Here is an 18,985-nt window from a genome sequence, read left to right as displayed (position 1 = left end):
AGGGTCAGGTGACCGTCGGCTCCGCGCTGCGCCGATCCCGGCTGCCTTGTCCAGGGCCCGCCGGGCGCTGATCCGGCACCGCGAGGCCCGGATTCTCACCGGCTCCCCGGTTTCCCGCGGTTTCGGGCGAAAAACGGGGCTGCCCGGTGATTAGTAGCATAAACGGGCATTATCGTATGCAATAATCGGACCTATTGAAGCGAGTGGTGAGCTAATGCGGCGATCACCTCGGACAGTCCGGAAACCGCCGTCGACGCCCGGTCGCGCGCGCCCCAACGCGCTGCACTGGATCGAGCAGGTCCTTCAGGAGCCGGGTGAGCATGGGTTCTCGGCCAAACTGCAGCCCTTTTCGGTCCACCGGGCAGAACGGCGTTAACCAGCCGGTGAGGCTGCCCCTGCGGAGTGCTGCTGCAGGATGCCGCTGCCCCGCACTCAGCTATCCACCGGATACTCCGGGCTCAACGCCCGGTGGCAGCCGCCCGAGCCGGCATGGATTCAATGCCGCAGACGTGAGCAGGGCGCCTTCCGGGCCCAACTGAACAAGAGCATCCGCTCAAGCCCGGCTGCGCGCGAATCGGCCAACGAGCTGACCAACCAGCGCAATAACCTGGCGGTGGACATTGCATTGCTGGCCTGGATCCGTTCGCAAGCCCACCGGCGGCACCACGGATATCCTCATCGGCGGCAATGCACTGGTCTCCGGCGCCAGGTTCCGCCGGTGCAGCTCGCCGGTGGCCGCAGGTGTACCTGTGCGACACGCCGGGGCGGAAAAGTTTTCAAGAATTTTTGCCCCGGCCAGTTGGCGCGATCAGCCGACAGCCCGGGCCGATTTCGTGGGGCGGTCAATAACACAATGGTAAATTTCTGGGCTGCCTTAGAGCGATTGGTTCCATAAGTTCCATTGGAAACATCGCTCCCAGCACCCTATATGAGGTGGATATGTGACCGACGAAGTCGAAATCGGCATATTGGTTCCATTCCCACCAAAAACACCGAAATCACCATTGGTGGGTCAAAAACTTGTGCCTGCGATGATGGCGTAACACCGCCGGGCGTCAGGCCTCCCCGTGACGGGGGCGACACACCGGTGGAAACTTTTTCACTTGCGTCCAGGGATGGTTCGACGGTGGTAGGTTCAGGACATCTGGAAAAAGTTACAGGTGACCGCTCAGGCGTCACCCGGACGGATTCCGGTTGTTCGATCCGAATCAATGCATGGCCGCCGGCCACGCCTGCGAAACCGGTTTACCCCGGAAGAAACGGGCACCCGGCACAAGATCCGAAGGACAGTGGAAAACATGGCTGCTACAGGAAACCGCGGAGGCGGGCAACGGAGTAAGGGCGCACGCCGCTTCGTGGGAACCCGCGTACCGGTGAAGAATCATGATCTGCTTCCGCAAGCCGCTGCAATGGAGGGCTACTCCAACGTGAGCGAATGGGTGGCGGCCATGATTGACGACAAACTGAAGTCCCTGGATTTCGATAAAGACAATCAGGAGAGGCTGCCGCTCGAGCAAATGGCCTCTTAACGGTAAGAAGGCCCGCACAAGGCGGGCCTTCTTCAAAAGTCCAAGCTCAACACCTGTACTGGTTTGCCGGCCTACCAGGTGATGAGCTCCTAACAGAAAGGAGCTAGAACTCTTCTCTATTCAATAATCCGGAGTCTCTAGGGACTCCTTCATAACTACAAGACCCCCAGGAGGGTCCCTTCGCTATGCCCCTTAGTCTACACGGGGGCGCGGCCACTTCAAGCCTCGATACGCGGCGCGTCGGTTCTGACACGCCCATTTTCGCGCGCCCTGAACAGCCCGCTGCCACCGTTCCCGAAGCCATTGCCCGCCATCACCGGGTCCGCATGTTCCGCGGCGGCAGCACCAAGGACGCCGCCTACCCGAATCGCGGCAAGCCCATGCGGGAGTTCCCGTTTGTGCAGATCAACCCGCGCGACTACGTCAATTTCCTGGTCGTCGACGTAGACCGGGAGGACGCTGAGATGCTGCTGCTGCATCCGGCTGTTCCCGAGCCGCACTGGATCATTCAGAATCCCGCCAACGGCCATGCCCAGGCCGGGTGGATGATCCATCCTGTCTACCGTGGCCCGGATGCGCGGGAGCACCCGATCCGGTACGCCCAATCCGTCCAGACGGCCCTGGCGCGCCTCACCGAATCCGATGAGGCGTTCACCGGCTTCCTGGTCAGGAACCCGGCGGCGCACTCCCCCGCCGGCGTTGTCCGTTTCAGCAGCCGCCATGATCCCTACAGCCTTGGCGAACTGATGAAGCACATGCAGGAGTACCAGGATCCGTTCGATGACGAGTTCCAGGCCTGGGCACCGCACCGGGACTTCCGTCAGTCGCGGAGCGTCACTCGCGCCGCGGAGGAGACGGGACGAAACAACGCCCTGTTTTACGCCACGAGGGCCCAGCTGTGGAGCCGCTATGGGTCCACCGGCCTGCCGCCCAGTAACGCCTACGCCCTCGAATACGCTACCTCCCTGAACAGCCAGCTGCCTTCGCCTCTACCGACCCGGGAGATCCGTGAACTGGCAGCTTCAGCGGTCCGGCAGGTGATGCGGGGCAAAGGACAGAACACAGGCGGCGCACCTGACAAGTGGCTGTCCCGAATGGGCCGGCTGGGCGGATCAGCAACCACGGACGCCAAGCGTCTGGCAGCCGCCAGGAACGTCAGGAAGGCTACCCAGACCCGACAGAGCCGTGCGGAGGAGGACGCTCGCTTTGCAGTCAACCTCCGGACCCTGGGGCATTCCCTGGCGCAGATCGCACAAGCGCTTGGCAAGACCGTCCGCACGGTTCAGCGCTACCTCGCTAAGGTCACCGGACCGTGCGACATTAGCCAAGCAACAGGTAGTCATGGCACTGGGGTGGACCCTGCTGAGCCCAAGGTGGCTAGCTCAGGAGAAGTGGAACCCACCGGCACTGTAGCTACCCGCCCGTCTCTGAGGACCGCTGCCCTACCCCCCTGGCACGGCTTGGATAGGTTGGAGATCGCCCGGATGTCTTGGCCCGCCGCCGGTGTACTAAGGATCTGGGCAGGCGTGGACGATCCAATTCCTCCCGGTTGATCTTCTGCACGGATCCATGCGACGCCAGCGCTGCGTCCTAGGCTTGAATCTGACGTTCTTAACACTGGATGGTGCCCGGACATCTGAGAGATAGTGAGGCTCAAAGGAATCATTGCCACCATTGGTACCTAATGAGTAAATGGTTCCTTAGGTACCAATAGTGCAGCCGCTTCGTCTCTTCCCGTCACGTCAACGGCCGTGAAGACTCGGGAGGAAGGCGTCCGCTTGCTGCTCTGAGACGTTGTCATGGCGTGGGCGCTGTCGGCGCTCTGTCCAGATTCCATCCGGAGCAGTCAGGAGTTGCCCCTGCCCCGAATCGCACCCATCCTGGAGTTGGATGCGAGTGGAACCATGCGTACCAAGGGTAGGTATGGAACTAATAGTTTTGTTGTTTCCCGCACTCCCCCGCCATGGCTCCTCAGCGCGGACATTTCGATGGCGCCCGCCCTTCCTCCCGGGCGAAACGCCCGACGCTGGCGAGCAGCACTATTACCTTGTCTCGGCCTCCCTCCAGCCGAACCGAGGCCGGGTTCCTGTAAACGGAACTATTGCCACCATTAGTGCACTTGGAAGCAACGGAACCTCTGGCACAGAGCGCCCCAGTGCCTGGCTAATGGAACCGCAGCGGTTATTAATCGAAGCATTGGTACTTTTTTGCTGGCCAACAACAGCGAGCCCCGCAATGGTGCATAAAGGTGTCAAAACAGCCAACGGAATGAATGTTTCTGTTGGTAACAACGGTTCCATTAGCTGCGGAGAAGCTACGAGTCAATAGCCGTCAGCGCACCTTTGAGATCACCCCAGGTGCTTAGGAACTAACAGAAATGGAACTGTCTGTGACAGTAGGGCCTGAGAGCCTAACGAGGTGCACTCGCTAGGCTCCATTCCGTCCCGGTCAGGGGACCATTGTTTCCATCCCCACTAAGAGATTCTTTGGTTCCCTTAGTACCTTTAGCTCGAATGGAACCAATGGTTCCTCTGGTGGCACCCCTGGCCTAGTCATGGGGGGCCGGCTGTCAGGCTCCTAACGGTAGAAATGGTTCCATTAATTCCTGATTGCCCTTAGGTGCTCCCGGCACTGATGGAAGCCTCCGCTTTTAATGCCACCAATGGGGACGGTTGGTTCCTATGGAAACATTGGAACCATTCCTTCCTCTCGAGCATGGGGACCATTGGCACCTCAGGGTGCATGAGCCACTGCACCGCCGCCCTTCATATTGGGGGCAATACTTCCATTGCTTCCCAAGCAGGCTTAGGTGATGTTGGTACTAATGGAACCTTTGGGGCTTATTGGTAATTACAGGTTCCTTTGGCGTGGCGGGTCGATGCGGAGAGCTCCATTCCGTCCCGGTCAGGGGACCATTGTTTCCATCCCCACTAAGAGATTCTTTGGTTCCCTTAGTACCTTTAGCTCGAATGGAACCAATGGTTCCTCTGGTGGCACCCCTGGCCTAGTCATGGGGTGCCGGCTGTCAGGCTCCTAACGGTAGAAATGGTTCCATTAATTCCTGATTGCCCTTAGGTGCTCCCGGCACTGATGGAAGCCTCCGCTTTTAATGCCACCAATGGGGACGGTTGGTTCCTATGGAAACATTGGAACCATTCCTTCCTCTCGAGCATGGGGACCGTTGGCACCTCAGGGTGCATGAGCCACTGCACCGCCGCCCTTCATATTGGGGGCAATACTTCCATTGCTTCCCAAGCAGGCTTAGGTGATGTTGGTACTAATGGAACCTTTGGGGCTTATTGGTAATTACAGGTTCCTTTGGCGTGGCGGGTCGATGCGGGGGATAGCTGCGGCTACTGTTAACCGCATCGGTGCCGGCCCGATACTTTCCCTGCTAGTAGTGGGCCTTCTGTGCACCGTCAAAGTCATTGGCCAACGGAAGGTATCGGAACATGCCGGCAAAAGTCATCGCCGTCTGCAACCAGAAGGGCGGGGTCGGCAAGACGACCCTTGTCACAGGCCTTGCCGAAGTCTTTTCCCAGATGCTGGGCAAACGGGTCCTGGTTATTGACGCTGACCCGCAGCGGAACACGACCTCAGCTATGGGCATCACTGAGCCCGAGTTCACTCTCAATGACGTGTTGTACGGTGATGAGTCGAACAACCAGAAGATCACCCCTGGCGTCGCCGGCGACGCCATCATGTCCGCCGGTGAACACTGGCAGCCACGCGAGGACAGGGCAGAGGACTACCCGGAGATCCATGTCATCGCTTCCGAGCGTAACCTGGCCTCCCGGGAACGGGATGCCATGATGGCCCGTGAGCACCGCCTGCGGATCGCCCTGAAGGGCGTCACCGACGCCTACGACATTGTCCTCATCGACTGCCCGCCGTCCCTGGGCCTGCTCACGGTCAATGCTCTCACTGCTGCCACCCACGCCCTGCTGGTCACCGAACCCCGGGTCTCCTCTGTAGAGGGCTTGACCGAGATCGCCACCACCATCGTTGAAGTCCAGGAAAACCTGAACGAGGACATCGATGTGGTCGGCGTCGTCATCAACAAGGAACGCAAAGGCCGCAGCGACCAGGCCTTCTGGATCGAGAAGGTTCGCAAGGACTTCGGTGACGTTGTGCTGGATCCGCCGCTGGCCGACCGTGAACTGTTCGCCAAGGCCCAGGCCGCCGCCCGTCCCCTGCGCAGCTTCGGGTCGGTTGCCAACCCGCTTCGGGCGGATCTGGAGCAGCTGGCACGGTTGATCTGGAAAGGGGCAGGGGAGTGAGTGTAGGACCGGCTGAGGGACGGGGCGGCAGCTCCAACCCCCTGGGAGCACTGCGCCGCAATGGTTTGAAGAAGGCGGCGCGGACCAGTGTAGTGGCCGACATGGTATCGGAAGCGCCACGGAAGGTGCCCGAGCGACTGCATGCGGTTCCCCGATTCGCCGAGAACGAACCGGCTGAGAACCAGGACGCTAACGCAGTGCCGACACCCGCCGCGGACAGCACCCCTGAAACAGCGTTCACACCGGAGCCTCGGGAAGAGCAGCCAGCCGTGCCGTCCCCCGCTGCGGCGGCACCGCTCGTACCCGAACCGGAGGTTGCCAGGGAAACAGCTCCGACGATCGCTCCAGCCCCCGCACCAGTACAGCCGCCGGTCGCTGACCAGGCGCAGCCCCAATACAGCCCAGCTCCGGTCACATCACAGCCACTCGCTCAGCCTGCAGTCCAGGCGCCGGTGCAGCCCGCTGCCGAGACTCCGGGGCAGGCTCAGCAGGCCCCGACTCGGAAGTACCCGAAGAAGACAGCTTTCCACCAGTCGGAGGAGGCTGGTGCGAGGATGCGCTCGGCTTTCCTGGCCACCCGTCACCTGACTGGATACCAAACACTCTCTGAGTTCATCTGCGCGATCATCGACCGCGAATGCACCGAGCTTGAGAACCAGTACAACGACGGCAAGCCCTTTACGGTTGACCCCAACAGCATTCCCCGTGGGAGGCCTGTCAGGATCTGAATCACGCACCAGGGCTACGGTGCTCGTTTTCCGGCCCGGCGGGAGGCATGGTGATGGGTCGGTTCCTACGGTCTGTCCGAGGACAAGGGTGCTCCTGGAGAGGTAACCAACCTAGCGAGGTTATCGCCGGATGGGACACGAAGCGGACGCCATGATGAAGCTTTTGCTGAGCAAAGGCGGAGGGCATGGGTAGCTGCAGCGCAGACGCCCGAGGGCCGGAACATCAAAACCGACCTGTCCAGCACCTTGATCGAACCATTGGGTTGCCGTGGCCCCGCGAACGCCAGCAGTCTGCCGGGGCCGGCCGCTGGCGCATCCACGGCATCGGCCGTCCCCTGTTTCGGCCTCAGCGATCCCCTGCCCGGACTGAGGACCGGCCATCCGGCATGCCGGCCCGGACCCTGCGGTAGCATGACCCTGAAGGGGAGGGGGTGCCCGGGGCGTCAGCGCGACAAGAACATGGTTCGGGCCGGATTCTTCGACGGGTACCGGACAAAGGCAGCTCCGGGAAAGCATAAATACCCCGTATAGATACCCTGTTGCCAGCGCTTTCCTGAACAGCCTTTCAGGGCGCCTGCCGGCCGATCTTCAGGATCATGGCCCAGTCCGTCTTCCGGTAGAGATCCGGATAGGCATCACTGAACCGGACAGTCACGGAACCGCCCCCGTGCACGGCCTCCACCCGACCGGCCTCCCTGACGAATCCTAACCGATGCTGCAGGTCCACGATGGCGCCAACCAGGGCGAGCTGGCTCCAGTCCCTGACCGCCTCGGCGTCATCCATCTTCGCAACCCCTCAGGAAACATGCCCGCTTGCCCGAGGGGTTTTCCGGCCCGGAGCCGTTCATCCCGGGCGGCCGTCCGCGGTTCTGCCCCGGAGGATGTGCTGCCGGTACCCCGATGCGGGCGGAAACGGATCCGTGCGGTACCGGGACCGGTATCCGAATTTTTGAGTCTGCTCGCCGGAAAACAACCGTCATATGCGCTGTTATTGGTGGCCGGAGCCTGTTCCCCGTCCGGGTTGGCAGCACGTGTTCCTAGGCGGAGAGGGGCATGCGGTGGCCGGGTTCCCGGGCGGGGGTGTCGACGATGAGGGCGCCGTCCTCGTGGCGGATGAGGTGGGCCACCCCGTAGAGGGCGGCGTCGCGGCGGCCCTTTTCGATCATCTCGTCACGGGTGCCGGAGACGGGGGTGGTGAACGGGTCGGCGATGCCGATGCGGCGGGTGCTCCAGCGTCCGTTCTCGCAGTAGGTTTCGACGTCGCCTTTAGCCATGGATGCGGCCTTTCTAAGGTGGTGCCTGGTGTTGTACGGTTCAGCGTACCTGCCCGCTGCCGGCGGCGGAGAACAGCGGTGCATGGTTCAGGGTTCCGCTCTGCCCCGGCCCACCCAGTGGGCCACGGCCGGTTCCACGGCCGCAGATACACATGCCCTGTTCATTGGTTCCAAGCCCAGCCGCCGCTGCATGCGGACAGTACGCATCAGCCGTTCCGCCGCGGTTCGGTGCTCGCTTCAGGGGCCCGTTTTTTGCCTGCGATAAGGCGCACTTATGCTACCGATCCCCGGGCAGCCCCGTTTTCCGCCCGGACAACGGGGCCAGCGGGAACGACGGGGATGCCGGACGGACGCCTTCGTATTCTGCGGCTGACAGGGCGCAGGACACCCCGGACACGGAAGCGGATCTCACCCCGGACAAGGGGGTGGGAGCCGCGGTTCTAATTGGGGTCATTAAAACCGATCCGACACCAGTGTCATGGACCGTCCCTGTCTTTACCTTGGGGAGCCGGGCCGGCGCCGCCGGGTGCCGGATGGTGCCGCTGCCGACGAGCATTCTCCGCGCGCAGCTCACCGCAGCCGCGCCGCAGCCGGTGCCCGGGCGGCGGTCTTCCGCGGGACAGGGGAGTCGTGCCGGCGGTGCTGCCGAAGGAACCGCTCTCGGACCCGGTGGCAGTCGACCGGGCGCCCGGGGTGTTCCGGAGTTGGGCTGTCGGGGCACCGGGGCACAGGGCATCCGGTTCTGGTGTGGGGGTCTTAGGTGGCGGTGATGGATTCGATGGCGGCTTTGGCCTGGCCGGCGAGGTTGGCAGGCATGGGTGCGCTTTTGGCTGCGTCCGCGGCGGTCTGCTGGCCTTCGCTGCTGACCACATACAGGCCGAAGGTCTTCACCAGTTCGGCGGTGGCCCGGTTCTGGTAGGCGGTGCAGTAGATGTGGTAGGAGACCAGCACCAGCGGGTAGGTCCCCTCAGCGGTGATGGTCCGGTCCAGGTCCAGGGCGATGTCGTGTTCGCCGCGTCCCTGCACCCGGGAGGCGGCGCCGACGGCGGCGGCCGCGGCCTGGGCGCTGAGGTCCTGGTACCGGTCACCGACCTTGACTTTCGCCTTGCCCAGGGATTTGTCGACCAGAGAATCATCGGCGTAGGTGATGGCCCCCTCGGTGGCGGCGACGGTGCCCACGACCCCGACGTTGCCCTGGGCGTTTTCGGTCCGCAGCCCGGCCGGCCAGGTCCCGTCGGGTTCCTCGGGCCAGGCGTCCGGGGCCACTGCGTGCAGGTAGTCGGTGAAGTTCTCGGTGGTGCCCGAATCATCGGCGCGGGCGACCGCGGTCAGCACCGTATCGGGCAGGGGCACCCCGGGGTTGAGGGCGGTGATGGCCGGGTCGTTCCAGCGGGTGATCTCACCGCGGAAGATCCGGGCGATGGTCACCGCGTCCAGGTTCAGCTCGGCGATCCCGGGCAGGTTGAACGCGACGGCGATCGGGGAGATATAGGCGGGGATATTAATCGCCCCGCCGGGACCGCACACGCCCCGGGCTTCCTCGAGTTCCTCGTCCTGAAGGTAGGCGTCCGAGCCGGCGAACTCCGTCCCGCCGGCCAGGAAGGCGGCACGGCCGGCGCCGGAGCCGGCCGGGGAGTAGCGGACCTGCACGGCCGGGTGCAGGAAGGAAAACCCGGCCCGCCAGGCATCCATGGCCGAATTCTGGGCCGATGAACCGGACCCGGTGATCGTCCCGGACAGATCCGAACGGTTCTGTTCGGCCGCCTCCCGCTGGGCCTCACCGAGCGGATAATCCGTCCCGCAGCCGGACAGCAGCAGGACCGCTGCCGCCGCCAGGACGGCCCGCCGGCCGGGATGAACCGTCTTCACCGTTGTGCAGCTCCTTCGCTGGCAGGCGCCGAACCCGTTCCCGCCCGGGCCTGTGCCTCCGGGCCGGTCCGGCAACCTTTAACCGTCAAGATTACCCCCGCCAAACCCCCGGCGGTGGGGTGTGGGCTGTGGCATAGTTGCCGAACAGATACCGCAGCAGGACGAGGCAGCAGGAAGAGGCAGGGGCCGTGCGCGAGACGTACCAGGAGGAGCTGGACCGGATCGACACCGGGCTGGTGGAGATGGCCGGAATGGTCCTTGGCGCGATCAGGGCCGCCGGGACGGCCCTGGAACACACCGATCTGGAGCAGGCCCAGGACGTGATCGCCGGGGACCTGGCCATCGATGCGCTGCAGGCCGAGGTCGATGAACGGATCATCCGGGTGCTGGCCCTGCAGGGACCGGTCGCCGGTGACCTGCGGATGCTGGTCAGCGCGCTGCGGATCAGCGCCTCGCTCGAACGCATGGGCGACCTGGCCCGCCACCTCGGGCAGCTGACCCGCCTGCGCTACCCGCTGGCCGTGATCCCCGAACCCCTGGCCGGCACCTTCCGGGAGATGGCTGCCCTGGACACGGCGATCGCCGGCGACGTCCGGGAACTGCTCAGCACCCGGGATTTGGTCCTGGCCGAAAGGATCCGTGCGGCCAACGAGCGGGTCAACCGGCTGCACGCGGGAAACTTCCGGGCCATCGCCGCACCCGAATGGGACCAGCCCGCACCCCGGGCCGTGGATGTCATGCTGGCCAGCCGCTACCTCGAACGCTTCGCTGACCACGGCACCGCCGTGGCCCGGAAAATCACCTACCTGGTCACCGGCCAATGGCAGCCGGACCCCCACACCCGCAAATAGAGACGAGACCCGCAGGCAGACCCCCGCGGATCGAAGCGGCCGGCGGCAGCAGCGGCGCCTGACCGGCCCGGGCCCATCCGGGTAGGGCTAATTAGTCCCGGTCTATTCGGGTCTCTTTTGCCGGGGCTGTCAGGTCGGTGATCAGCGCGCCGGCGGCGTGGTCGCGCACGGCCTCAATGGCCCTGACAATGGCGGTTTTGTCCTCAAATCCGTCCGAGACCGCCACGACCGCACCTTCGCCGGTGGTCAGCCGGAACCGGAACACCCCGCCGGTATCGGTGAAGATTTCGAATCCTCCGGCCATCACAGAACCTTCCCCTGGGTGTTTTTGAGTGTCCTGCGCAGACTACCGGCAGAACCGGCGGTTTCCACCCCCGGGTTACCTCCCGGAACCCCAAACCGGCCCCCGGCACGGCAGGGGACCGGGCCGGCCCCGGGCCGAATGCCGCATCGGCCGCAGCGGAGGCACGGCCGGGGCGTGGATGTCACAGAAGGGCGGCCGTTTTCGCCCGGGGCCGGGGGCCGGGAGACAATCCGGCCATGGATAGAGGGGAGCCGGTCCGGATGGGAGAGGATCCGGCGGGCACCGCGACGGCGTTCTGTGACCTGCTGCTGTTATGGAACCGCGGGCAGGCGGAGCGGGACGGCACGGTCCTGGCGGAGAGCCTGCGCCGGCTGGTCTCTCCGCTGTCGGGGTGGGAATCGGACCGGGGCCTGGAGCTGGCGCGGGAGATCATCGCCGCCATCGGCTCACCGGTCTATGACATTGATGCCGAACATGCACCCGGCCACCCGGATGTGTGCTGGTTCAGGATCCTGGAGCCTGCCGCCGGCGGCCGGGTCCCGGGCAGCGTGGCCCTGGTCTTGACCCTGATCAGATGCGGGGACGGCCGCTGGCGCATCCACGGCATCGGCGACCCGGTACCGGCCGCAGAGATCCCCCCGCCCGGAATAACCCACCCACTGGCCGGCTGTTGCGCGATCCAAGCGGTGTGCTGTCTAATGCTTGCTCCACCCCCTTTTCGATAAGGAGAAGAGCAGCCCCCGATGGCTACCGATTACGACGCACCCCGGACCACCGGCGAGGACGAGGCGACGGACTCGCTTGAGGAGTTGGCCGCCCAGCGCGGCAAACCCCAGGCCGCGGTCATCGACGTCGATGAGAACGACACCGCCGAAGGCATCGACCTTCCCGGCGCCGATCTGTCCGGCGAAGAGCTGAATGTGCGGGTGATCCCCGTCCAGGCCGATGAGTTCACCTGCGGATCCTGCTTCCTGGTCCACCACCGCTCCCGGAAAGCGCGCGAGAAGGACGGCGTGGCCTACTGCCGCGACTGCGAAGACTGAGAAAGGCAGCGCCCCGACGACACGGTGCTGACCGGCAGTTGAGTAGGCTCCCCGTCCAGGTTGGGCGGTACGGGGACGCGCTCCATGGTGCTCCCGGGCATCCCTGCGCTGGCCGCGGCGCTTGGCCTGGTCCCGGCATGTCCGGATGTGTGAGAGGGGGACCGTCTGGACAGGCCGGGAACCGGGCCGGCATGGACAGTTGACTGCAGCAGGGTTGTGGTTTTTCTATAACGGATGATTTTCATTCCCCGGCCCCGCTGCCCCTCACCCCGGCCGCGGAGCCGGACAGGCCCCGGTCCGGGAGCGGCCCCTTAGAGCCGGTCGAGCCTCATGGTCAGCGCATCGGGCTCTTCTTCTGCGGGGCTGGCGGTGAAACCGAATGCCAGGTAGGTCCGGATGGCGGCAGCATTGCCTTTAATGACCTTGAGACTGGCCTGCTGCGCGCCGAGTTCGTGGGCCTTCCGCAAGGCCAGTCCGGTCAGCTCCCTGCCCAGGCCCTGGCCGCGGTAACCGGGGGCAATAATGATCCGCCCCAGATGGGCTCTGCCCCCGGTGAGGGTGAGTTCGACCTGTCCCAGAGGGGTTTGCGGTGCTCTCCTGTCGAGGAGCAGCCACGCGGTCGTACCGTGCTGAGGCGCCGGGAACTGTTCCCGTGTGAGCGGCCAGCTCATGCGCGGACCGGAGAACAGGTAAAGCGCACTGCTGTCCGGAACCCAGGAGATGACGGTATCCAGATCGGCATCCGTACGGGGGCGCAGGAACAGTGAGGGCAGCACCTGTCCATTATCGCCCCGCCCGGATTCCCGGTACTGCTTGTCCATCCGGCCGCTGGCCAGGTGCCCTGCCGCGCCGGCATGAACACACCCGGCCGGCCAACGGCCGAAGACCAGAGAAAACCCTGGCTTCATTATCCGGTCAGCCCGCCAAAGACAGATGCACTGTTATCGGTGTTTGGGGGATGAGCAGGGTGCGGTGCCTGACTCCGGCTCTGGAAGTTCCCTGCCCGTGCCGGTGCCGCGGCGGCTACCCTAAATTGAGGATTCCGCTGCAGGGGCTGTGGTGAAACGATTGCGGTGTCAGCAGACGGTCCTCCTGCGGGCGGGTCCGTCCGGGACCAAGGAAGTCTTCCATGTCCACCCCTCCTGTCCGGTTTCGCCGGATCACGACCGCTGCGGCGCTCATTGTTGCCGGCATCTTCAACACCGTCGCGTTCGCCGTGTGGCCCTGGGGGCGGGACGGCACCGAGGCCGCCTTCGTCGAGGCCGTCACGGGCAGCTCCTCGGCTGGCCAGCTCGGGCCTTTGCTGCTGCATTACGGTTTTGTGGCGCTGGCGGCCGGCCTGCTGGGGCTGCTGGAAATGCTGCGGCCCGGCCCGGCGGCCTGGGGGCATCTGGCCGGGGTGCTGGCCTTTATCGGCGTGGTCAGTTTCCTGCCGTCGGCGCAGATCTTCTGGTTCCTGCGCGCCGCCGAGACCGCGCAGGTCCCCGCCGCGCAGCTGGCCGCCATCGCGGGGGGATACCCGGGCGGGCTGGCGCAGACCGCGATCTACCGTCCGGCCGTGTTCATCACCCTCGTGGCGGTCCCTGTCTTCCTGCTGGCGCTGTGGCGCAGCGGTTTTCTGCCGTGGTGGCCGGCTGCGGTGATGTTCACCGGCATGGCGCTGCCAATCTTTTTGCCCTACGGCGCGCTCTTTCCGACCCTGGCGGCCGCCGTCCAGGCCGTGGTGCTGATCTACATCGGCCTGCAGGTACTGGAGGCCGGCAGCAGCCCGCGCAGGGCCCCGGACCCCGGGACCGGCAGACCGGCCCCGCGCAAGGGAACCCAAACCCAGCCCGGAACGGCCTGACAGGCGAGGGCCGCCGGCTGGAGCGCCCGGCTCGAAGACCTGCGGCTTCACCCGAGCTGCGGGTGTCATATGCGCTGATATCGGCGTTAGGGCAGTTTGTGGATCGGGTTTGCCGTCCAGAAGGCTGATCCTCATTCTGTGATCCCTAGGGTGTTGACGGTCCAGCGGACCTAGTGGTTGCCTTCCCGCATCAGCCTTGCCGTGCAACCAACTAATGAGGTGTCACCTGGCGCCGGGCAGGAAGAGTTCGGGATGGAGCGGCTCGAAGCCTGGGAAGTCCTGGACTGGCGCCGCCCCGCTCCGGTGGGGTTGCGCACGCCTATAGGCGACGGGGACGCCGGACGGTTGTCCGGCGTCCCCTCGGGTTCCGCTTCGCTCAAGGATGAGAGCCGTGAGCTATGGCTTCATCAGGGCTCCGGGTACGCCCTTTGCGCATGGGCGTGGCCTCGCGGGCCTGCGAGGCGCCTTCGCGGCCCGGGTCGGCGGCCTCGGGATCGTTATCCGTCAGCTCCCTGACTTCGGACTTGAAAATGCGCATCGACTGGCCCAGACTGCGGGCCATGCCCGGCAGCTTGGGCGCTCCGAACAGCAGCAGGAGCACCGCCAGCAGGATGACCAGCGCCATGGGGTTATCGAACAATCGAGCCATCGCGGGATTCCTTTCGTTCGCGGACGCGGGTCAGCGCTGCGCGGCGAACATGCGGTCGAATTCCTCGATCGCGGTCTGGGCCGAGCGTACGGAGCCTTCCATCCAGCCGGGCAGATAGGAGGTGTGCTCGCCGGCCAGCATGACGCGGTTGTGCCGGGCGACCAGCGTCGGATAAAGGGACTTGCGCGTCTCATCGGTCCAGAGTGAGTATCCACCACCGACCCACGGAATGTTGTGCCAGGACAGGGAAACGCCGCCGTCGAACTCGTCGGCCGCCTGCGGGTGGATCTTCGCGTTCTGGGCCAGGACCTCCTGGAGCCGCTGCTCCGGGGTCATGCCGCCGAGTTTCTTGCCGTAGTCGCCGAAGGTGTAGGCGCCCAGGACAATACCCTTGCCGGCGGAGAACATCCGGTCGGCCGGGTAGGACATCTGGCCCATCGGCTGGTCGGTGTAGCTGACGCCTCCGTAGATGTTCTCGTCCTGCTCCCAGAAGCGGCGCCTGTACTGGATGCCGACCTTGGTCACCGTGTCGTAGGGCACCTGCGGAATGACGCGCTCGAGCTCGGGCGAGAGGCTCAGCTCAATATTCTTGAGCACCGGCAGCGGGATGGTGACGATGGAGACGTCGCCGGTGGACTGGTTCCGGTTGCCGTTCTTGTCTTCCCAGACCGCGGTGACCTGGTTGTCGTCCTGCGACAGCGAGACCACCTTCGCGCCGTGGCGGATGAACTGCTTTGTGTGCTTCTCGAAGGCCTTGGCGATCATGTCCATGCCGCCGACGGGCTGCCACATGGTGGACTGGAAGGTGTACATCTGCTCGGTGGCCAGGGACTGCCACAGCTTCGCGTTCAGGACCTGGTCGCGGGTCAGCGGTTCGGAGGGCACACCGGGGTTCAGCCGGGCGCCCGGATCCTGGTCCCAGCCACGGAAGGAGCTGGTGGCGGGGCCGTGGACGTAGCGGTTGCTGGCATCCAGCACGCCCCATTCGCGCATCGCGACGAGGATCTTCTCGCGGTCCTCGGCGCTGAGATCCGCATCGAGACGTCCGCCGGCGGTGGCCTGGCCGAGGACTTCGGCGATCCTGCCCTGCAGGTCCGCCCGGGCCGCGCCCTGGCTGATCCTCAGGCCGTCCTGGCGGTGGATCAGGGCGTTCTGGTTGATCATCGGGAAGACCTCCAGCGGGATCCCGAATTCGCGCACGTAGTGCAGCAGGCCGGAGTGGTGGTAGGGAATGCGCCACGGTCCGGGGTTGAAGTACAGGCCTTTGTCCATCCGGACGCGCTGCGTGCTGCCGGTTTCCTCCACCCGGTCTCCGTCGCGCAGGGTGATGATGCGTCCGCCGGAGCGCTCAGTTGCTTCGAGGACCTCCACTTCGTAGCCGGCCTTGCTCATTTCGTAGGCCGCCATCATTCCGGCGATGCCCGCGCCGAGGATCAGGACCTTGCGCCCGTTCCTGCCGCCGCTGAGCGTCGACGCCTGGAAGAGCGGCGGTGCGGCCTGCGCGTCCACGGTGCCCATGACCTGGGTCATGGCGCCAAGGCCGGCGGTCAGGCCCACCGCCTGCAGGAACGACTTACGGGATATGCCAGTCATCGGATGTCCTTTGCTTTCTTTGAACTGGATTCCGCCCTCCGGCCGGAAGGTTCGTATCCACCGGACGGCACTAGCGGGACAGCATGATGATGACATGTCAACAAAGATAGATGCAAATTTATGTATTTGTGATGGCGGCACTGCCGGCGCCTTTGGGTGGGATGGTTCAGTCCTTTCGGGAGTCACGGTTCTGTCGCGGGCCGGCGTCGCGGACGGAGCCCGGAGCTTCCTGCCCGGTCAGTGGGTCGAGGGCGTTCTGGCGGCCGAGGCTGACGTGGCCGGGGCGGCCTGAATGACGGCTGACGGCCGGCCTTGGTTGCCGTGATGTCGTAGCCACGGAGGTCCGAGGGGCACTCGGTCCGCCGCCGGGCTGCTTCGTCCGGCCAAGACCTTCCGCGACACGAGGAGGCGGGCAGCCCGTCATGGCACCTCGGGGGAGAGCACCGCTGCCTGTCAGACCATCACCTTCCGGAGTGATTGCCGGACGCCACATCGTGTGTGGCACACCCCATACTGCTTTAGTTGACACCTCAACAAAACCCGTGCAAAGTATATGCATATGCATAAAGATGCGGATTGTTCGGGAACATCGACGAGGCGGCAGGAGTTCGAAAGTTCTGGTCGTCGTTGTCCGACGCTGATCCGATGATCAGGGACTGCCCGTCGGACGGGGTAAGACCCCCGAAAAACGTGGCAGTTGGCTGCCGGTTCGGCGGTGTGGGGAGCAAATCCATAATGGGAATAAGGTGCGAGAAACACCTTCGAGGTTTTCTAACCGGTACGGGCCTGGCAGCGGTTGAGGCAGCCTCGTGCCGAAGCAGGCGGGAGATGTCCGATGTTGTCGTATGAAGAGAACAAGCGCCTGGCGGAACTTGAGCGTGAACTGGCCGCCGAGGATCCCAGGCTGGCACGGATTCTGATCGAGGGGTTTGCCGGTCCTGCGCCCGGGGCGGTGCGCCGGGCGGTCCTGGCCGCGTTGGCCGGGACGGTTGTGCTTATCCTCGGTTTTGCCTCGGAACTGGCGGTCCTCATTCTTGCCGGGTGTGTGCTGGTGTTTGCGGCTGTCCTGCGGTATTTTTTCCTGCGCGGCTCGGACAGCACCTGCCCCTAGCAACAGGCAGCAGCGGGGTGCCGGTCTGCCCGGGTGCGTCCTGGGAGCGACTCTGTCGATGCCGGACACCGACCGGTATGGCTATGACGAGAACTGTCTGCGCGGCAGATTTGTCGGTGCCCACTTATTGAACCCCCGGGAGCCGTCTGACATATGCGCTGATATTGGCGGGATGGAACGGTGGGTGCGGGCGGTTCGGTGGAAGCGGGGAGTCCTTGTCGAGGCCGTTCCTCCCGTCCTAGGGTGGGAGAGGTACGCCCGCGGGTAGGTTCCCGACGGGGGAGCCGGCGGTGCGGCCGCGAAGGAAAAAACAGTATGGCAACAGGCACCGTGAAGTGGTTCAACGCCGAAAAGGGTTTCGGCTTCATCACCCAGGATGACGGCGGGCCGGATGTGTTCGCGCACTTCCGGTAGATCGCCGCCAGCGGCTACCGCTCCCTGGAGGAAAACCAGCGGGTCGAATTCGACGTCGTTCAGGGCCAGAAGGGCCTGCAGGCCGAAAACATCCGCCCCCTCTAAGGACTTTCAAGCCAACAGCACCCCCGGAGCCCTGAGGTCCGGGGGTGCTGCGGTCTTAACGTAAGAACGTTTAGGCTGCAAATCCTAGGGACCTCCCGTATCCCTGCTCCGCCCGGTAGCGTCTGCGGGGTCCCGGCGCGACCCACTGGTTCGGTGGGCTAGACGGAGGCGGGCATACTCTGGCCCGGTCCCCGGGCCGGAATGTCAACGGTGACGGTGCCGTCCTCATGGCGGATGAGATGGGCGACCCCGTAGAGGGCCGCGTCCTTCCGACCCTGTTCGATCATCGCTTCGCGGCTGCGGGAGGCGGCAACGGCGAACGGGTCGGTAATGCCGATCCGCCGGTTGCCCCAGCGGCCATCCTCACAGTAGGTTTCGATATCGCCTTTAGCCATGCGCTGCAGCCTTTCCCGTTGGTGCCCTGAGGATGGAACGCATTCAGCGTACCGGCCCCAATCCGCAACGGATCGGACGCATCGACGCATAGTGCAATGGAGGGCCGGCATCCTGTCCTGTAGCCGGTGTTCACATCCCGCCATCCCGGTTTCGCACGAGCCGCATCTTTCATATGCGCTGATATCGGCGTTTGTCGGTCTGCCGTGCTGCTTTATCCGCGAGGGCACAGGGTCTATTCGAAGAAATCCTCGTCGATTTCGGCGACCGTGTAGGTTTTGGCGATCTGGACGCCCACTCCGTGGCGGATCATCAGGTCGGTCAGCTGCTTGCCGTCAATGAGGATGATCCGTGTCGGGATGGATTTGGCGTATTCCAGGGCCCCGGCGGAGAACCGGCTGGTGGTGATGAAGACCCCGCGGGTGGCCCCGCGGCCGGCCAGGGCCCCGACGAACGACTGGATCGCTTCCCGGCCGACCGTGACGTCTGCAGCGTAGCGTTTGGCCTGGATATAGATCTGGTCCAGGCCCAGGGCGTCCTGGTCGATGACGCCGTCCACGCCTCCGTCGCCGGATCCTCCGATGCGCCGGCCGCGGTTTTCGGCCCCGCCGTAGCCCATCGCCAGAAGGAGTTTCACCACGGCTTCTTCAAAGAAGTCCGGGTGGCGGTCCTGCAGCCGCTTGAGCAGGTCCGTGGCCAGATCCGCCCGCAGCAGTTCGATGCCGCGTTCGATCTGTTCGGTCGGGTCCAGTTCGGAGTCTTCGACGGTGATATCCACCGGGTCGGCCTTGGAGACGTTCTGCCGCTGCGGCTCGTAGTCGCGGTAGGCCGGGATGTCCTTGAGGACGTCCTGGGTGATGGCCTGCGGGTTCCGGTGCAGCAGTTCCCGGCCCAGGTCGGACGAACCTGCCGCGTTCGGGCTTGGCGACCGCTGTCGCCCGGGTCAGGTCCGACATGGCCCACCCGATCCGGTTCTCCGCTTTGGACTGGCCGGAG

General features: G+C 64.7%; 18 protein-coding genes and 1 pseudogene. 10 read left to right on the top strand and 9 right to left on the bottom strand.

Annotation, left to right across the window (positions count from 1 at the left end; translation table 11 throughout):
- The first annotated feature begins 1,289 nt into the window (after window positions 1-1,289).
- The 4 genes from AC5RWU_RS21005 (at window position 1,290) to AC5RWU_RS20990 (ending at window position 6,537) form a co-directional block, all read left to right on the top strand.
- Complete coding sequence (locus AC5RWU_RS21005) at window positions 1,290-1,529, top strand: hypothetical protein (protein ID WP_494037204.1); 240 nt, start codon at window positions 1,290-1,292, stop codon at window positions 1,527-1,529.
- 185 nt (window positions 1,530-1,714) lie between these two features.
- On the top strand, window positions 1,715-3,082 hold the full coding sequence (locus tag AC5RWU_RS21000) for a replication initiation protein (RefSeq protein ID WP_494037203.1): 1,368 nt from the start codon (window positions 1,715-1,717) through the stop codon (window positions 3,080-3,082).
- A 1,899-nt stretch (window positions 3,083-4,981) separates the two neighbouring features.
- The gene (locus AC5RWU_RS20995; RefSeq protein WP_494037202.1) at window positions 4,982-5,809 is read left to right on the top strand and encodes a ParA family protein; all 828 of its coding nucleotides are present in this window, start codon (window positions 4,982-4,984) and stop codon (window positions 5,807-5,809) included.
- Window positions 5,810-6,363: 554 nt separating this feature from the next.
- The gene (locus AC5RWU_RS20990) at window positions 6,364-6,537 is read left to right on the top strand and encodes a ParB family protein (RefSeq protein ID WP_494037201.1); all 174 of its coding nucleotides are present in this window, start codon (window positions 6,364-6,366) and stop codon (window positions 6,535-6,537) included.
- Between the two features lie 565 nt (window positions 6,538-7,102).
- Here the strand turns inward: AC5RWU_RS20990 and AC5RWU_RS20985 are convergent.
- From AC5RWU_RS20985 to pstS, 3 genes are all read right to left on the bottom strand, one after another.
- Window positions 7,103-7,321: a hypothetical protein gene (locus tag AC5RWU_RS20985; protein ID WP_494037200.1), complete on the bottom strand. Its 219-nt coding sequence runs from the start codon at window positions 7,319-7,321 to the stop codon at window positions 7,103-7,105.
- A 253-nt stretch (window positions 7,322-7,574) separates the two neighbouring features.
- Window positions 7,575-7,811 (bottom strand): hypothetical protein, encoded by a 237-nt coding sequence (locus tag AC5RWU_RS20980; protein WP_494037199.1) that lies wholly within the window; start codon window positions 7,809-7,811, stop codon window positions 7,575-7,577.
- Between the two features lie 756 nt (window positions 7,812-8,567).
- A complete protein-coding gene (pstS, locus tag AC5RWU_RS20975) occupies window positions 8,568-9,680 on the bottom strand; it encodes a phosphate ABC transporter substrate-binding protein PstS (RefSeq protein WP_494037198.1) in 1,113 nt (370 codons plus the stop codon).
- A 188-nt stretch (window positions 9,681-9,868) separates the two neighbouring features.
- On the opposite strand from pstS, the gene phoU reads away from it, so the two are divergent.
- The gene (gene phoU, locus AC5RWU_RS20970; RefSeq protein WP_494037197.1) at window positions 9,869-10,531 is read left to right on the top strand and encodes a phosphate signaling complex protein PhoU; all 663 of its coding nucleotides are present in this window, start codon (window positions 9,869-9,871) and stop codon (window positions 10,529-10,531) included.
- 91 nt (window positions 10,532-10,622) lie between these two features.
- On the opposite strand, the gene AC5RWU_RS20965 is transcribed toward phoU, so the two are convergent.
- Window positions 10,623-10,835: a YegP family protein gene (locus AC5RWU_RS20965; protein WP_494037196.1), complete on the bottom strand. Its 213-nt coding sequence runs from the start codon at window positions 10,833-10,835 to the stop codon at window positions 10,623-10,625.
- A gap of 260 nt (window positions 10,836-11,095) precedes the next feature.
- Between AC5RWU_RS20965 and AC5RWU_RS20960 the strand changes: the two genes are divergently transcribed.
- Both AC5RWU_RS20960 and AC5RWU_RS20955 read left to right on the top strand, forming a co-directional pair.
- Window positions 11,096-11,560, top strand: coding sequence for a hypothetical protein (locus AC5RWU_RS20960; RefSeq protein ID WP_494037195.1), 465 nt, complete (start codon window positions 11,096-11,098; stop codon window positions 11,558-11,560).
- A gap of 18 nt (window positions 11,561-11,578) precedes the next feature.
- Window positions 11,579-11,878, top strand: a complete 300-nt coding sequence (locus AC5RWU_RS20955; protein ID WP_494037194.1) for a DUF4193 domain-containing protein — start codon at window positions 11,579-11,581, stop codon at window positions 11,876-11,878.
- A 311-nt stretch (window positions 11,879-12,189) separates the two neighbouring features.
- Here AC5RWU_RS20955 and AC5RWU_RS20950 read toward each other — a convergent pair whose 3' ends face one another.
- On the bottom strand, window positions 12,190-12,699 hold the full coding sequence (locus AC5RWU_RS20950) for a GNAT family N-acetyltransferase (protein WP_494037193.1): 510 nt from the start codon (window positions 12,697-12,699) through the stop codon (window positions 12,190-12,192).
- A 308-nt stretch (window positions 12,700-13,007) separates the two neighbouring features.
- Between AC5RWU_RS20950 and AC5RWU_RS20945 the strand changes: the two genes are divergently transcribed.
- Window positions 13,008-13,724, top strand: coding sequence for a hypothetical protein (locus AC5RWU_RS20945; protein WP_494037192.1), 717 nt, complete (start codon window positions 13,008-13,010; stop codon window positions 13,722-13,724).
- A 376-nt stretch (window positions 13,725-14,100) separates the two neighbouring features.
- Here the strand turns inward: AC5RWU_RS20945 and tatA are convergent, their stop codons facing one another.
- Both tatA and AC5RWU_RS20935 read right to left on the bottom strand, forming a co-directional pair.
- Window positions 14,101-14,373, bottom strand: coding sequence for a Sec-independent protein translocase subunit TatA (gene tatA, locus AC5RWU_RS20940; RefSeq protein WP_494037191.1), 273 nt, complete (start codon window positions 14,371-14,373; stop codon window positions 14,101-14,103).
- 30 nt (window positions 14,374-14,403) lie between these two features.
- Window positions 14,404-15,966, bottom strand: coding sequence for a flavin monoamine oxidase family protein (locus AC5RWU_RS20935; protein ID WP_494037190.1), 1,563 nt, complete (start codon window positions 15,964-15,966; stop codon window positions 14,404-14,406).
- Between the two features lie 835 nt (window positions 15,967-16,801).
- Between AC5RWU_RS20935 and AC5RWU_RS20930 the strand changes: the two genes are divergently transcribed.
- Together AC5RWU_RS20930 and AC5RWU_RS20925 are read left to right on the top strand one after the other, a co-directional pair.
- Window positions 16,802-17,077: a DUF3040 domain-containing protein gene (locus AC5RWU_RS20930; RefSeq protein ID WP_494037189.1), complete on the top strand. Its 276-nt coding sequence runs from the start codon at window positions 16,802-16,804 to the stop codon at window positions 17,075-17,077.
- Between the two features lie 315 nt (window positions 17,078-17,392).
- Window positions 17,393-17,596 (top strand): annotated as a pseudogene (locus tag AC5RWU_RS20925) (cold-shock protein).
- Between the two features lie 158 nt (window positions 17,597-17,754).
- Here the strand turns inward: AC5RWU_RS20925 and AC5RWU_RS20920 are convergent.
- Complete coding sequence (locus tag AC5RWU_RS20920) at window positions 17,755-17,991, bottom strand: DUF2188 domain-containing protein (protein WP_494037188.1); 237 nt, start codon at window positions 17,989-17,991, stop codon at window positions 17,755-17,757.
- 233 nt (window positions 17,992-18,224) lie between these two features.
- Window positions 18,225-18,767 (bottom strand): restriction endonuclease, encoded by a 543-nt coding sequence (locus tag AC5RWU_RS20915; protein WP_494037187.1) that lies wholly within the window; start codon window positions 18,765-18,767, stop codon window positions 18,225-18,227.
- Window positions 18,768-18,985: the final 218 nt, after the last annotated feature.

The organism is Arthrobacter sp. B0427-1-12, from assembly GCF_059092905.1.
This window is presented reverse-complemented; position numbering and strand designations above follow the sequence as displayed.